Genomic DNA, 14,342 nt, shown 5'->3' with positions numbered 1-14,342 from the left:
GCCCTGGCGCTGGAAATGGGCGCCCGGCTCGAGGACATCGCCGGCACGATCCACGCCCATCCGACCCGCGGCGAAGCGCTGCACGAGGCCTGCCTGCGCGCTCTGGGCCACGCGCTGCATATCTGAGCGGCCGCCGACCTAGCCCCCGCCGACCGTCCCGCACCTCAGCAGCAGGCCGCTCGCGCTCACCCTCTGTCTCACCCAACCGACGTGGTCCGCGCCTTGCTCCACGGCGCGCTCGGCCTGCTGGCGGGCCTTTCGCGTCCACCTATGAGCCAGTTGGATTTAGGGTGTGGAGGAGGCAGATGGGGCGAGTTGCGGGCATCTAGCAGCCCTGACACCTCCGGGAACAGCCGGACTGTCAAATGCGGGAAGTCCGCGGTTCGAACCTTGCGTCAGTGCGCTGTAGCGCCCAAACAGGGCTGTGACCCGTTCGTCAGATCAGCAGCCGCTCTCGCTATCGGCCCTCGGATGGTCGAGGTTTTTCGGCGACCAGCTGCAACCCGCCGAGGCCGCTCTGACCTCGATGCGGATCGCGACCGTCCATCGGGCCAGAGCGACCGCTGAGTCCCCAGCCGGTTCAGTCAGGCTGAAGCTTCCAGGCAAGGCCAGTACCGCGGACCTTGCCGTGGGGGATTGGGTTCTGGTGGAGCCTGACACCCGGATGCTTGTCCGTCGGCTCGATCGCAAGACCTTGCTGCAACGGCGCACGGAGGGCGGGCGAGGGCCGCAACTGATCGCTGCGAACATCGACACCCTCTTCATCGTTTCCTCCTGCAATGACGACCTGAACCCCGCGCGGCTCGAGCGGTACCTGGCCTTGGCGAACGAGGCCGGGACGACGCCGGTGATCGTTCTGACCAAGGCTGACCAGGTCGCCGATGCCAGCCCCTATCGGGAGAGGGCGGCTGCCCTGCAGCGCGACCTTGCCGTCGTCACGGTGAATGCGAAATCGCCGGACGCCGCACTGGTACTCGCTCCATGGTGTGCCCCCGGTCAGACGGTCGCCCTGGTCGGATCCTCCGGGGTAGGGAAGTCCTCTCTGCTGAACGTGCTGTCAGCCAAAGCGCCGGAAGACGCACAGCCGACCGGCAGCGTCCGTGAGGCTGACGCCAAGGGGCGTCATACCACCACGTCCCGCTCGCTCCATGCCATTGCCGGCGGCGGCTGGGTGATCGACACGCCGGGAATCCGGGCGCTGCAGGTCAGCGACATGTCGGATGGACTGGACCTGCTGTTTGCGGAGGTGTCGGAGCTTGCGCCCGCGTGTCGCTTCCGCGACTGCACCCATGCGCACGAGCCCGGCTGTGCGGTCCAGGCAGCCGTGTCAGGCGGAAGGATCGATCCGGCGCGCCTCGAACGCTGGCGCAAGCTGCAGGCGGAAAACCGGTCCAACACGCCCGTCGCGTCCGGGCCCCGCGGCAACAGGACCTTGAATTTCCGCGGCAAGGGGCGCTGAGCGCCCGGCCAGTTGCGGACCAGATGCGCGCCGCGGCATCAAAGCCAGCGACGGTACTTGAAGTAGAGATAGGGCAGGATCGCCGCGGCGATCATCAGCCCGATGGCGAAGGGATAGCCGAACAGCCACGACAGTTCGGGCATGTAGGTGAAGTTCATGCCGTAGATGGAGGCGATCAGCGTCGGCGGCAGGAAGATGACGGCGACGACCGAGAAGATCTTGATGGTCGCGTTCTGCTCGATGTTGATCATGCCGAGGCTGGCATCGAGCATGAAGGTGATCTTCTGCGACAGGAACCCGGAATGGTCGGTGAGCGAGCGGGCATCCTCCGACAGTGTCTTGACGCGCTCGCGCAGGTCCGGGCCCCACGCGCGTTCGGACGCGACATGGCCAAGAAAGCTCACCAGTCGCTCCATCGTCACCAGGCTGTCCCGGATGTTGGAGTTCAGGTCCCCCTTGCGACCGATCTTCTCGAGCACGCCCCTGAAATCTCGAGGCGCTGCCGTTGTGTCAGCCTTGCGGAAGATCGTGGCCGAGACCGCATCGATGTCGTGGCCTGCCCTCTCCAGCACGTCGGCGAGCCTGTCGATGATCGCCTCGAACAGCGCCATCAGAATGGTGTCCGCATCCGGCAGCTCCATCGCCATCCTCTGCGCCTGGGTCGGGAAGGTCGCGAAGGCGCGGGGGTCGTGATAGCGGACGGTGATCAGTTGCTTGCCGCTCAGAATGAACGACACCGGGGCCATCTCCGGGTCGTCTCCATCCGTCCCTGCCGGCAGGATGGCCGTCATGAAGGCGGCGCCGTTTTCCCAGAAGAGCCGCGAGGACAGCTCGATCTCCTCCATGTCGGCGCGGTCCGGAATGCTGATGCCGAGATGATCGCCTAGGGTTTTCGCCTCATCCGGTGTCGGGTTCAGCAGGTCGATCCAGGTGGCGCTCAGGTCCGGGCCAGCGGCAATGTCGTCGGCATGCAGGCGGCCTTGGGCGATGCTGTAGGTCTGGACCATGGATGTTCCTTGACGAGGGGCAGGACAGGAAGGTGGCGGGCCGTAGCTTTCCTTGCGCCCCGCAAGAGCACGATCATCCTTGTTGCTGCCGGTGGTGAATAGCCGGTCTGGAGTTTGGAGAACAGCGCCGGACGGGCAGAAGCAGTCTCCACCGGGGCATTACCCCTTTGCACCGGGTGGAATGTCCTGAAAGGCGCAATGCGATGATGCTGTCTAGGCCAAAGACAGCCACGATTGCTCTCACGTCTCGGCCGCGTATTCCTCGTATTCCTCGATGATCGTGTCGCTCATGTGCAACCTATGCGGTTTGGCCGCCAGCCTTTCCACCGCGTTCCTAGGACGGCAGCGTGCAGCTCCCGTAAAGTGGGCCGCGATCGAGCAGGGAAAAGACCGGGCGCTTGATCTCCCGCATGACCTTGTCACGCTTACCTCAACCATTGCCCTTATCGCTCTACCAAACTCCGGCGCCGGCTTTCCAGCAACGGGGCAAGAAGATACCGGGCCAGGCTTTGCTCGCCATCGAGCAGCATCACTTCCGCCGGCATCCCGGGAACGAGTTGGATGCGGGCAAGTGTCTCGAGGTCCTCGGGCGCCACCTCGACCCTGGCCAAGAAATAGCTCAGCCCGCTTCGCTCGTCGGTCAATGCATCGGCCGAAATCGATTGCAGCGTTCCGTGGATCAGCGGCCGACCGCGCTGCTTGTAGGCGGTCAGGACCACGCGCGCCTGCATGCCCGGCGTGACGCGCTCGATGTCGTTCGGCTGGACGCGGGCATTGATGATCAACTTCGCAGCGTCCGGGACGATCTCCAGCAACGGGTCGCCGGGACCGATCACCCCGCCCTCGGTCGTGGCCCGCAGGTTCATGACGGTGCCGCTGATCGGCGAACGCACGACCGTGCGCTGAAGGATGTCCTCGCGCGAGGGCAGCTGACCCCTGAGCTCGGCAAGAACCCGACGGATGTCGGCCAGTTCCGTCGTGATCGCCTCGGGTGAAACACCTGCGCCAGATGCGTGATCGTGTAGGCGCCCGTCGCGGTGTTCGTCACCTAATGCTAATCACATCGACCGAAACGCCATTCTGGGTCTGGCTGATCGTCAGCGTTGTCCCGTCAGCGCTCAGAATCTGGCTGAAGCCCCCGACGGCCGGCAGCGTGGCACCGGTCAGAAGAACCGTTCCGGCTCCATCGGCCCCGAAGTTGTGGGTCAACGTGCCGGTGGCAGTCGCAGCTGTACCGCTTGCATCGCCAGTTCCGCCGACATTCGGGGCTGCCCGCGTGGTTTGTGCCGTTTCGTCATCGAGTTGCACCGCCGTATTCGCTCCCGCGGTCGGCGCATCGTCCTTGAAGGTGAAGCGGTCGCCCACGTTCTCGGTGCGGCTGGCGGTGTCGAGATCGCCGTCCTTCGCGGTGGCGCTCAGGGTGATGACCCCGTCGGCCAGCGTCACGGCCTCGTCCGGGCCGGTATTCGCCGAGTGCATCACGGCCCGCTGCTGGTCGAGCGACCCCACGCCGGTGCTGGCGTTGACGCCGATGACGAACACGGTGTCGCCGGTCCCGGTCCCGGTCCCGGTCCCGGCATCGGCGAGGCTCGTTCCCTCCTTGCCGGTGATCGTCGTGCCGTCCGCCGACAGGAACAGGAATACCGAATTGCCCGTGGCGGTATCGACCAGACCGCTGTTGGCGTCCGCGACCCCGATGCCCAGGGCATAGGTCAGCGGCCCCGTGGCCGCCTGCCCGTCGGCGCCGTAGGATACGCTGAAGAGCCCGGCGAAGCTGCCTGAATCGTCGGTGCCCAGCGTCGTCTCGTCCACCGTCAGCGCGTTCGGGTCGGTGCCGGCGGCGATCGAGGGCCCGTCGTCCTCGAAGAAGATCTTCGATCCGATCTCGTCCGTGTCGGCGGCGACCTCCGTCAGCCGGAACCCGCCGATGTCCCAGTCGAGCGTGGTGGCGTCGTCGCCGCTGTTCCAGAGCTCGACCCGGTTGTGCTGCCCCACGGTCGTGTAGGTGATCGTGTCCTTGGCTTGGAGGCCGCTGACCGTCACGGTGCCGTCGCCGTGGAAGGTGACTTCCAGATCGAATGACTTCTGGTTGCCGCCCTTGCCGACCGTCCGCAACACGTAGTCGGTCTCGGGCGTGGTGGTGTCGAGATCACTGTCTTTCGCCTCCAGCCAAAGGGTGCCATTGCCGTCCGTGATCGTGACCGTGTTGATCGCAACGGTGGTGTCATTCTCCAGGCCCGATACGAAGCTCGTGCCGGTCTCCTTCGCCGTCGAGAGTGCCTCCATCGACAACGGCGTAGTCCGAGCCGCCCTGCGTCTGCGAGATCGACCACTCGGCCCCCGTTGACGGCAGCAGCGAGTCATAGGTGATGTCGCTGGTCACCTTCTTGTCGAGCGCGAAGAGGCCCGGCGAGTTCGACACGAACGTGAAGACCAGGGCGTTGCCGTCGGCGTCTTCGGACGACCCGACGCCGTCCATCAGCTGGTTGGAGTTGGCTATCGTCGTCGAGCCACCGCCTTGACTGGTATTGACGGTCTGGCCCGCCTGGTCGGGAATGACGATGATCTGGCTCGCATCTGTCCCGAAGACGCTCCAGGCGTTCTGCCCCGAGGCCAGCGTGTCCAACGGGAACACGAACGACTCGGATGCCGTGACGTAGATCTTGTTCAGCAGGTCGACCGCGCTGTCATGGTCGTTGCCGTCGTCGCCGTGGTCGATCGCCTCGTACTGGACGGTCCAGAGCTTAGCGCTCTCGGGCGGCGTTCCGCCCGTCTCTTCGAGACAGATGGCGAACACGATGTCGCCCGTGGGTCCGCCCGCGCGGCCGAGAACGATGTTGTCGTTGATCGGGTCGTTGTCGTTGGTCGTGTAGGTGTAGAGCAGCATGGCTTCGCCCGCCGTCGTCACCAGCCCGCTGTCGGTGCCGTCGAGCAGGTCGCCGTTGGCATCGGTCAGCGCCACGTTGCCCAGTTCCCCGGTCGGGGTGAAGGTGACGACGTTTCCGGAACTTTCGGCCGCCCCGATCGCCGTCGCCAGCGCACTCAGCGCCCTCAGCCGCGTAGCAAAGGCGGACGGGATCGATGAATAAAGCACATCGTCGTCATCCGCGTCCCTGACCGGGGCCTGCGTTGCAACGCTGTTCTGCCACCCGGCCGTCTCGTCATGGGTGACGAGCGTTCGGTTACTTCGATAAGTAGTAACTCGGACATGACTGTTTCCTCCTCTGGTCCGAGGTGAAGGCGTCTTCTCTGTGGAGCATCCAGCGTCGTGCGTGCGGCAAAGATCGTCGCCGACCCACATCAGCGAGTCGGACCCGATCACCATCGGGGCGCTTGTCAAAAGGCACTGGACGTTGCTATCGGAGACCGGCGTTGTCGGGCTTCGATGTCGATTGAATTAGTGATCCGACCTCTGCACTACGTCACGCAGCGGGGGTGTCAGGATTCTTGATGGAGCATGTCATCCGCCTCACAGGTCCGGGCGGTCGCCCAGCGCCCGTCCAGCCTGGCTGCGCGAGCCGGGGCCTCCGCGCAGGCTGATCTGGCTGATCCGGGTTACCCCAGTCCGATCGCGCTGGCCCTGGCCAGATCGGCGATCTCCTCGGCATCGTATCCCGCCTCGGCCAGGACCTCGGCCGTTCCCCCGCCGAGGCGCGGCACGGGCCGGCGGACGGCGCAGGGCGTCGTGCCCAGCTTGACCGGGAAACCCAGGACCCGCAGCGCCGGGCCATCCTGCACCGGGGCCTCGATCACCATCTCCTGAGCCTTGATCTGCGGATCGGCAAAGACCTGCGCCAGATCCTGCACCAGCCCGCATGGGACGCCGGCTGCATTCAGAACACCCAGCCAGTGGTCGCGGCTGTTCCCTGCCATCCGACCGTCGATCAGGTCGCGCAGTTCCTCCCGTCGGGCCATCCGCTTGGGGTTGGTGTCATAGCGCGGGTCCGACATGACCCAGCCCAGATCCAGTGTTTCCAGGAACCGCTGCAGGATCTGGTCGTGCGAGTTCGCCACGGCGATCTGCCCGTCCGAGCATTGGAACAGCCCATAGGGATAGACCAGCGGATGATCGTTCCCGGTGCGTTCGGGCACCTTGTTGGTCGCGAAATACTCCGACGCGATATAGGCCATGATGCTGAGCAGACCGTTCACCATCGCGACCTCGACCGTCTGGCCCCCGCCGGTCCGCTCGCGCCCGATCACCGCGGCCAGCACGCCCACGGCAGCATAGATCCCGGCGGCCAGATCGCTGACCGGGGGGGCCGCGCGCATGGGCGGGCCGTCGCGCTCGCCGTTGACGCTCATGAACCCGCTCATCGCCTGGGCGATGAAGTCGAAGGCGGGGCGATCCACATAGGGCCCGGTGCTGCCATAACCGTTGATGCTGGCCACGATCAGGCGCGGGTTCAGCGCCTTCAGCGCGGCCTGGTCCAGCCCCATCCTGTCCAGGGTGCCGGGGCGGAAGTTCTCGACCAGCACATCGGCGTCGGACAGCAACCGGCGCAGCACCTCGCGGCCCCGATCGCTGTAGAGGTCCAGCACGACCGACCGCTTGTTGCGGTTGAAGCCTGCGAAATAGCCTGAATGCCCCTCGGTCATGGTGCCTTGCGCGCGCACCGGATCACCCTTGGGCGGTTCAATCTTGACGATATCGGCGCCCAGATCTCCCAGGATCATCGTGCAGAACGGGCCGGACAGAACGCGGGTCAGGTCGATGACGCGCAACCCGTCCAGGGGACCTTTCGCGGGCTCAGCCATTGGCGGTCCTCACGCTGTCCATGGGTGCCGTCTTCAGCCGCGGCCCGGCCTTCATCACCTGTCCCGACAATTCGTGCCCGACGAACCGTTCGGCCAACTCGGCCGCGGCGATCAGCCCGTCCAGATCGGTGCCCGTGGCGACGCCGGATTCGTGCAGCAGATAGACCAGGTCCTCGGTCGCGACGTTCCCGGTCGCACGGGGCACGAAGGGGCAGCCACCCAGTCCCCCGATGCTGGATTCGTAATGGGTGATCCCCAGCGACAGCCCGGCATAGGCGCAGGCCAGCCCGACGCCCCGCGTGTTGTGGAAGTGCAGGGCGAGCTCGACCTCGGGCACGGCCGCGCGCAGCGCGTCGACCCGTTCGATGACCAGCGCCGGCGTTGCCATGCCGGTGGTGTCGCCCAGTGTCACATGGCGCATGCCCAGATCGCGATAGGCGCGGGCCATGTCCACCACCGCGGCGACCGGCACCTCGCCCTCGAAGGGGCAGCCGAAGGCCGTGGCGATGGCACCCTGCAGGGCGACGCCGGTGCCCTGGGCCAGTTTCGCGATTTCGGCAAACCCCTCCAGCGACTGCGCGCGCGAGCGGTTCACGTTCTTCAGGTTGTGGCTTTCGGACGCCGAGGCGAACAGCACCATCGCGTCCACCCCGGCCTCGATCGCCGCGCCGGCCCCGCGCGCATTCGGCACCAGCGCGGTCAGATGCGCATCCGAGCGATCGCGAAAGGCGGCCATCACCTCGGCGGCGTCGCGCATCTGCGGCACCGCGCGGGGCGACACGAACGAGGTGATCTCGAACCGCCGCAGACCGGCGTCCAGCAGCGCCTGGATCAGCGCGATCTTGCTCTCGGTCGGGACGAATACCGGCTCGGACTGCAGCCCGTCGCGGGGGCCAACTTCGGTGATGGTCGCCTGATCGGGAAAGCCCGGTACGCTGGCCATGTCATCTCCTCGGAAAACGGCTTTGCATGTGGATGCCGGATCGGTATACCACCGACGAGGGAGGCGTCAATGATCGCAGCAGCAGCAACGCACCACGCGAAGGATCGGGACCTGCTGTCCGAACTGCGCTTTGCGATCCTGTCGCTGGAGTTGGTGCCGGGCGAGCCGATCAGCGAGCGCGCGCTGGAAAGCCAGTTCGAGGTCTCGCGCACGCCGATCCGCGAGGCGCTGTTCCATCTGCAGCGCGACGGACTGGTGGTGCGCGAGGGGCGCAGTCACGCCGTTGCACCGTTCGATCTGGCGGCAATCGTCGAACTCTTCGCCTTTCGCGACATTGTCGAGCCGCAGGCGATGCGGCTGGCTGCCGAATTCGCGACGCCGGCGGAAACCGCCGCGATCCGGCACAGCATCGACACCAGTCATGCCGAGTTCACGCCTGAACGCTGGCTGAACATGGGCCTCGATTTCCACGTGCGCTGTGCGGCCCTGACCCGCAATCGCTGCATCGTGGCGGCCATGCAGGACATGACCATGCGGACGCTGCGCGCGCGCTGGCTGTCCTTTGCATCCGAAGAGGGCCGCAACACGACGCACCGCGAACACGGCGAGATCCTGGACCTGATCTGCGCGGGCGACGGCGAGGGCGCGGCACAGGCGGCGCTGGCGCATTCGGCCGCGGTGCGGCAAGAAGTTCTGGACGCGATCGAAACCGCCCGCCGCTTCATCGGTCGGCGCGGCGTGATCAACGGATAACGACAACATGCAACATTCCAGGGAGGAGAAAGCATGATCACCAAGACGAACGTCCTGCGCGCTGCCGGGCTGGCGGCCGGGCTGTTTCTGGCGCTGCCGGCAATGGCCGCCGAATGCATCGCACCGGCCGATCCGGGCGGCGGATGGGACTTCACCTGCCGCGAGGTCGGGCGCCTGCTGACTGCCGAAGGGCTGGTCGACGGCAACGTGCAGGTGACGAACATGCCCGGCGGGGTCGGCGCCGTGGCCTTTGCCAACGTCGCGGGCAAGCGGGCGGACGACGGCGATCTGCTTGTCGCCACCTCGACCGTGGGGATCACCCAGATCGCCCAGGGCAAGTATCCCGGCGGCATCGACCAGATGCGCTGGCTGGCCATGCTGGGGGCCGACGTGGGCGTGATCGCGGTCGCCAAGGACAGCGAGTACCAGACGCTCGACGATCTGCTGAACGCGCTGAAGGAGGATCCGACCTCGGTCGTCACCTCGGGGTCGTCCGGGGCAGGCGGGTGGGACCATATCCGTCTGCTACTGCTCGCACAGGCCGCCGGAGTCGAGGGGCTCGACAAGATCCGCTGGGTCCAGTTCGACGGCGGCAGCCCTGCGGTCACGCAGATGATGGGCGGCCAGGTTGGTCTGGTCGCGACCGATCTGGGGGAAATCAAGGGCTTCGTCGAGTCGGGCGACATCCGCATTCTTGCGGTCATGTCGGACGAACCGGTGTCGGCGTTTCCCGACATCCCGACGGCCAAGTCGCTGGGGTATGACGTGACCGGGTACAACTGGCGCGGCTTCTACACGGGCGGCGAGGTCAGCGACGAGGATTACGCGGCCTGGGTCGAGAAGCTGCAGAAACTCTATGAAAGCGAGGGCTGGCAGGAGGTCGCCAAATCTAGTGGGCTCGAACCGATCTGGCGCGGAGGCGAGGAGTTCGCCGCCTATGTCGCCGAGCAGGAACAGCAGATGGCCGAGATCTCGCGTCAGATCGGGGTCATTCAGTGACAGACCGGGTGGCCGGCCTGGCCTTTGTCCTGTTGGCAGCCGGTTATGTATGGCTGTCGGCGGGATACACGGCAAGTTTCGGCGACCCGCTCGGGCCCGCCATCTTTCCCCGGGTGGTGGGCATCCCGGCCGTCGTGCTGGGGCTCGCCCTGGTCATCTGGCCGGGACACAATGCGCGATGGGCGGGGCGTGACGGGATGATCCGGCAGGCCGCCGCGGTGGCGATCCTGATCGGCTATGCCCTGCTGCTGGAGCCTCTGGGCTTCGTCCCGACCAGCTTTGCCGTCCTGCTTGGCCTGTCGCTGCTGATGCAGGCCCCGCCCGTCCCGGCGGTTCTGACCGCAGCCGTCGCGGCCCCCGCGCTCTACCTGCTGTTCGACAGGGTGATGGGGCTGCCGCTGCCGCTGCTGGGGACGGCGTTCGGCTGACATGGACACGCTTTCCTCTCTGATGGCCGGGTTCTCGGTCGCGATCCTGCCGCTGAATCTGGCGCTGATCTTTGGCGGCTGTTTCCTCGGCACGCTGATCGGCGCGCTTCCGGGGATCGGGCCGGTCAACGGCGTGGCGATCCTGATCCCGCTGACCTTTGCGCTTGGGCTCAACCCGACCTCGGCGATGATCCTGCTGTCGGCGATCTACTACGGCTGCATGTATGGAGGCCGGATCACCGCCATCCTCATGAACATCCCGGGCGACGAGCCTGCGCTGATGACCACGCTCGATGGTTACCCGATGGCCGTGAAGGGGCAGGCGGCCGATGCGCTGGCGATCTCGGGAATGGCGTCCTTCGTCGGCGCGACACTCGCCACCATCGGCCTGACGCTGTTCGCGCCGATGCTGGCCAAGGCCGCGATCCATTTCGGCCCGGCAGATTATTTCGCGCTCTATGTGATGGCCTTTGCCACGATCGGCGGCATCGCCGGGGCGGATCCCCGCAAGACGCTGCTCGCCGCCCTGCTGGGCCTGATGCTGGCGACTGTCGGCCTCGATCCTGCGACGGGGGTGGCGCGCTATACCTTCGGCTCGTTCAACCTGTATGACGGCTTCGACCCGATCGTCGCGCTGGTTGGTCTGTTCGCGATTTCCGAGATCCTGTTTTTCCTCGAGGAAAAGCTGACCGGTGGACCCAAGGTGCCCAAGGGCAACCTGCTGCCGCGCTGGCGCAGCCTGACGATCGGCATGGGGGCGTCGCTGCGCGGATCGGTGGTAGGCTTCGTCGCGGGCATCCTGCCCGGCGCCGGCGCATCGCTGGGCGCTGTCCTGTCCTATGGGCTGGAAAAGCGCCTCAGCGACAAGAAAGGCACGTTCGGCAAGGGCGATCCGCGCGGCGTCGCGGCGCCCGAGGCCGGCAACAATGCCGCCAGCGGCGGGGCGCTGATCCCGATGCTGACGCTGGGCGTGCCCGGGTCGGGTACCACGGCGGTGATGTTGGCGATGCTGATCTCCCTCAACGTGCAGCCCGGCCCGCTGCTGTTCGAGCGGAACCCCGATCTGGTCTGGGGACTGGTCGCGTCGCTGTATCTGGCCAATCTGGTGCTGCTGGTGCTGAACCTGCCGCTGATCGGGCTGTTCACGCGGATGCTCGCGATGCCGGTCTGGGCGCTGATGCCGCTGGTCGTGGTGATCAGCTTTCTGGGCGTCTACGCGATCACCCATGCGGTCTTCGACCTGCTGATCATGGTGGGCTTCGGGATCCTCGGCTATGTCCTGCGCAAGCTGGACTTCTCGCTGATCCCCGTGGTGCTGGGGCTGCTGCTCGGCATGGACATGGAAAACAACCTGCGCCGGGCCCTGTCGATCTCGGGCGGCGATTTCATGGTCCTGTTCGAAAGCCGGATCGCGCTGGTGATCTATGGGGTCACGCTGGCCTTCCTGTCGCTGTCGCTGTGGTTGTCGCGGCGGACGCCTGCGCTGCTGGCGGACAGTGACGTGTCGGAGGACTGAGCGAAAGCGCCGCCGTGCGTTGGCCTGGCTTGCCGCTGACCGAAGCGCCCGCACCTGTAACCCGACCCCGACCGCCGGGATTATGCGTTGCAAAGCATCGGGGCGGCTGCATAGTCTGGCCGCGCGCAGCCGCGACCAGGAAACGACCGACAGGGAGACCGCGTTGACAGCCACAGCCGGCACCAATGGCTTTGTCGTCTTCGATCACGTGCAGAAAAGCTATGACGGCCAGACTCTGGTCGTCAAAGACCTGAACCTGTCCATCGGCAAGGGCGAATTCCTGACCATGCTTGGTCCGTCGGGGTCCGGCAAGACGACCTGCCTGATGATGCTGGCCGGATTCGAGACGGCAACCCACGGAGAGATCCGGCTGGACGGCCAGCCGATCAACCAGGTGCCTCCGCACCGCCGCGGGATTGGCATGGTGTTCCAGAACTATGCCCTGTTCCCGCACATGACGGTGGGCGAGAACCTGTCCTTTCCGCTGGAGGTGCGCGGCATGGGGCGGGCCGAGCGCGAGGCCCGGGTCGTGCGGGCGCTGGACATGGTGCAGATGGGCGCGTTCAAGACCCGCCGTCCCGCGCAGCTGTCGGGCGGCCAGCAGCAGCGCATCGCGCTGGCGCGGGCGCTGGTGTTCGATCCCAAGCTGGTCCTGATGGACGAGCCGCTGGGCGCCCTGGACAAGCAGCTGCGCGAGCACATGCAGTTCGAGATCAAGGCGCTGCACGAACGGCTGGGCATCACCGTCGTCTACGTGACCCACGATCAGGGCGAGGCGCTGACGATGTCCGACCGGATCGCCGTCTTCAACGACGGTCGCATCCAGCAGCTGGCCACCCCGTCCGAACTGTACGAGGCCCCCGAAAACAGCTTTGTCGCCGGCTTCATCGGCGAGAACAACGCCCTGCATGGCACCATCGAGCGGCTGGACGGGGTGGCCGCGCTGGTCCGCCTGGGCAATGGCGAGCTGATCGATGCCACCGCCGTGAACATCCGCGACGTCGGTCAGTCGACGCTGGTGTCGATCCGCCCGGAACGGGTCGAGTTCAAGCCCGAACTGATGCCCAGCGGCGCGCACACGGTCGAGGCCGAGGTGGCCGAGGTGATCTACATGGGCGACATCTTTCGTGCCCGGATGCGGGTCGCGGGCACGAATGACTTCGTGATGAAGTATCGCAATACGCTGGGTCAGGTTCGCCTGTCCCCAGGCCAGAAAATCCGGGTCGGCTGGCACCCGCAGGACGCACGGGCCCTGGACCCGGTATGATGTCCTGAAAGAACCGTTTTCCTTGGGAGGTGAGAGATGAAGCTGAAACAGACATTGATCGTGACCACGGCGATCGCCGGCCTGGCCGGCCCCGCGCTGGCGCAGGATCAGGTGCTGAATGTCCTCGACTGGGGCGGTGCCTATGGTCAGTCGCACCAGGTCGCCTACAACAAGCCGTTCGAGGAAAAGACTGGGATCCGCGTCGTGGTCAGCGATGCGGACAATCCCGCGACCCCGATCAAGGCGATGGTCCAGGCCGGCAACGTGACGGCGGACGTGGCCTCGGTCGAATATGCCGATGCGGTGCGGCTGTGCGACGAGGGCATGCTGGAGGAGATCGATCCCGCGATCCTGACCCCTGCGCCCGACGGCGCCGCGGCCGAGGAGGACTTCATCGAGGGCGCGGTAACCGACTGCTTTGTCGCCACCGACGTCTACTCGATGGTGCTCGCCTACGATGACAGCAAGTTCCCCGACGCCAAGCCTGCGGCTGCGGCGGATTTCTTCGACACGGCCAAGTTCCCGGGCAAGCGCACGCTGCGCAAAGGGGCCAAGTTCAACCTGGAACTGGCGCTGATGGCCGACGGCGTGGCGCCCGACCAGGTCTACGAGGTGCTGTCGACCCCTGAGGGCGTGGACCAGGCCTTTGCCAAGCTGGACACCATCAAGAACGACGTGATCTGGTGGGAGGCAGGCGCCCAGCCGCCGCAGCTGCTGGCCGACGGCGAGGTCACCATGGCCTTTGCGTTCAACGGCCGGATCTTCAATGCCGCCATGGAAGAGGGCAAGCCGTTCGAGATCATCTGGGACGGCCAGATCTACGAGATGGAAGGCTGGGTGGTGCCGAAGGGCGCGCCGAACAAGGACAATGCGATGCAGTATATCGCGTTCACCACCGAGGCGCCGCAGCTTGCCAAGGCGGCCGAGCAGATCAGCTATGGGCCGCCCCGCACGTCGGCCTCCGCGCTGGTCGGCAACATCGCCGGCAAGGACCAGCCGATGGGCCCGCATCTGCCGACCTCGCCCGAGAACCTGGACCTGGGCCTCGGCTCGGATCTCGATTTCTGGGTCGACCACGATGGCGAGCTGAGCGAGCGGTTCAACGCCTGGCTGGCCGGCTGACGGCAATGGACCGGCGCCGCGCGGAACCCGGGCTGACCGGCTCCGCGCGGCCTTGCCGCTGCCGTCGCGTCATGCGTTCGGCAGCAGGGA

Annotated in this window: 14 protein-coding genes; 8 read left to right on the top strand and 6 right to left on the bottom strand. The window is 66.2% G+C overall.

What is annotated here, in order from left to right:
- Positions 1–126, top strand: a 126-nt coding sequence (locus Q0938_RS19450) for a hypothetical protein (protein WP_366942765.1), incomplete at its 5' end; no start/stop codon positions are given.
- A gap of 400 nt (positions 127–526) precedes the next feature.
- The gene (gene rsgA, locus Q0938_RS14995) at positions 527–1,459 is read left to right on the top strand and encodes a ribosome small subunit-dependent GTPase A (RefSeq protein WP_299363911.1); all 933 of its coding nucleotides are present in this window, start codon (positions 527–529) and stop codon (positions 1,457–1,459) included.
- A 38-nt stretch (positions 1,460–1,497) separates the two neighbouring features.
- Here rsgA and corA read toward each other — a convergent pair whose 3' ends face one another.
- The 6 genes from corA to Q0938_RS14965 all read right to left on the bottom strand — a co-directional run bounded on the left by corA (position 1,498) and on the right by Q0938_RS14965 (position 8,167).
- The gene (gene corA, locus Q0938_RS14990; protein WP_299363909.1) at positions 1,498–2,466 is read right to left on the bottom strand and encodes a magnesium/cobalt transporter CorA; all 969 of its coding nucleotides are present in this window, start codon (positions 2,464–2,466) and stop codon (positions 1,498–1,500) included.
- Positions 2,467–2,909: 443 nt separating this feature from the next.
- The gene (locus Q0938_RS14985) at positions 2,910–3,395 is read right to left on the bottom strand and encodes an HlyD family efflux transporter periplasmic adaptor subunit (RefSeq protein ID WP_299363922.1); all 486 of its coding nucleotides are present in this window, start codon (positions 3,393–3,395) and stop codon (positions 2,910–2,912) included.
- A gap of 115 nt (positions 3,396–3,510) precedes the next feature.
- Complete coding sequence (locus Q0938_RS14980; protein ID WP_299363920.1) at positions 3,511–4,752, bottom strand: DUF5801 repeats-in-toxin domain-containing protein; 1,242 nt, start codon at positions 4,750–4,752, stop codon at positions 3,511–3,513.
- Complete coding sequence (locus tag Q0938_RS14975; RefSeq protein ID WP_299363907.1) at positions 4,691–5,560, bottom strand: hypothetical protein; 870 nt, start codon at positions 5,558–5,560, stop codon at positions 4,691–4,693. The genes Q0938_RS14980 and Q0938_RS14975 overlap by 62 nt, the downstream gene beginning before the upstream one ends.
- A 461-nt stretch (positions 5,561–6,021) precedes the next feature.
- Positions 6,022–7,224 carry a CoA transferase gene (locus Q0938_RS14970; protein ID WP_299363905.1) on the bottom strand — a complete coding sequence of 401 codons (1,203 nt, stop codon included), beginning with the start codon at positions 7,222–7,224 and terminating at the stop codon, positions 6,022–6,024.
- Positions 7,217–8,167, bottom strand: coding sequence for a hydroxymethylglutaryl-CoA lyase (locus Q0938_RS14965; protein WP_299363904.1), 951 nt, complete (start codon positions 8,165–8,167; stop codon positions 7,217–7,219). The genes Q0938_RS14970 and Q0938_RS14965 overlap by 8 nt, the downstream gene beginning before the upstream one ends.
- Before the next feature lie 69 nt (positions 8,168–8,236).
- Between Q0938_RS14965 and Q0938_RS14960 the strand changes: the two genes are divergently transcribed.
- From Q0938_RS14960 to Q0938_RS14935, 6 genes are all read left to right on the top strand, one after another.
- The gene (locus Q0938_RS14960) at positions 8,237–8,920 is read left to right on the top strand and encodes a GntR family transcriptional regulator (protein WP_299363903.1); all 684 of its coding nucleotides are present in this window, start codon (positions 8,237–8,239) and stop codon (positions 8,918–8,920) included.
- Between the two features lie 33 nt (positions 8,921–8,953).
- Positions 8,954–9,919 carry a tripartite tricarboxylate transporter substrate-binding protein gene (locus Q0938_RS14955; protein ID WP_299363901.1) on the top strand — a complete coding sequence of 322 codons (966 nt, stop codon included), beginning with the start codon at positions 8,954–8,956 and terminating at the stop codon, positions 9,917–9,919.
- Complete coding sequence (locus Q0938_RS14950; RefSeq protein WP_299363899.1) at positions 9,916–10,347, top strand: tripartite tricarboxylate transporter TctB family protein; 432 nt, start codon at positions 9,916–9,918, stop codon at positions 10,345–10,347. The genes Q0938_RS14955 and Q0938_RS14950 overlap by 4 nt, the downstream gene beginning before the upstream one ends.
- A 1-nt stretch (position 10,348) precedes the next feature.
- On the top strand, positions 10,349–11,863 hold the full coding sequence (locus Q0938_RS14945; RefSeq protein WP_299363897.1) for a tripartite tricarboxylate transporter permease: 1,515 nt from the start codon (positions 10,349–10,351) through the stop codon (positions 11,861–11,863).
- A gap of 163 nt (positions 11,864–12,026) precedes the next feature.
- A complete protein-coding gene (locus tag Q0938_RS14940) occupies positions 12,027–13,130 on the top strand; it encodes an ABC transporter ATP-binding protein (protein ID WP_299363895.1) in 1,104 nt (367 codons plus the stop codon).
- A 42-nt stretch (positions 13,131–13,172) separates the two neighbouring features.
- Positions 13,173–14,252: an ABC transporter substrate-binding protein gene (locus tag Q0938_RS14935; RefSeq protein ID WP_299363918.1), complete on the top strand. Its 1,080-nt coding sequence runs from the start codon at positions 13,173–13,175 to the stop codon at positions 14,250–14,252.
- Positions 14,253–14,342 lie beyond the last annotated feature (90 nt).

This window comes from uncultured Paracoccus sp., assembly GCF_947496875.1.
Taxonomy (GTDB): domain Bacteria; phylum Pseudomonadota; class Alphaproteobacteria; order Rhodobacterales; family Rhodobacteraceae; genus Paracoccus.
This window is presented reverse-complemented; position numbering and strand designations above follow the sequence as displayed.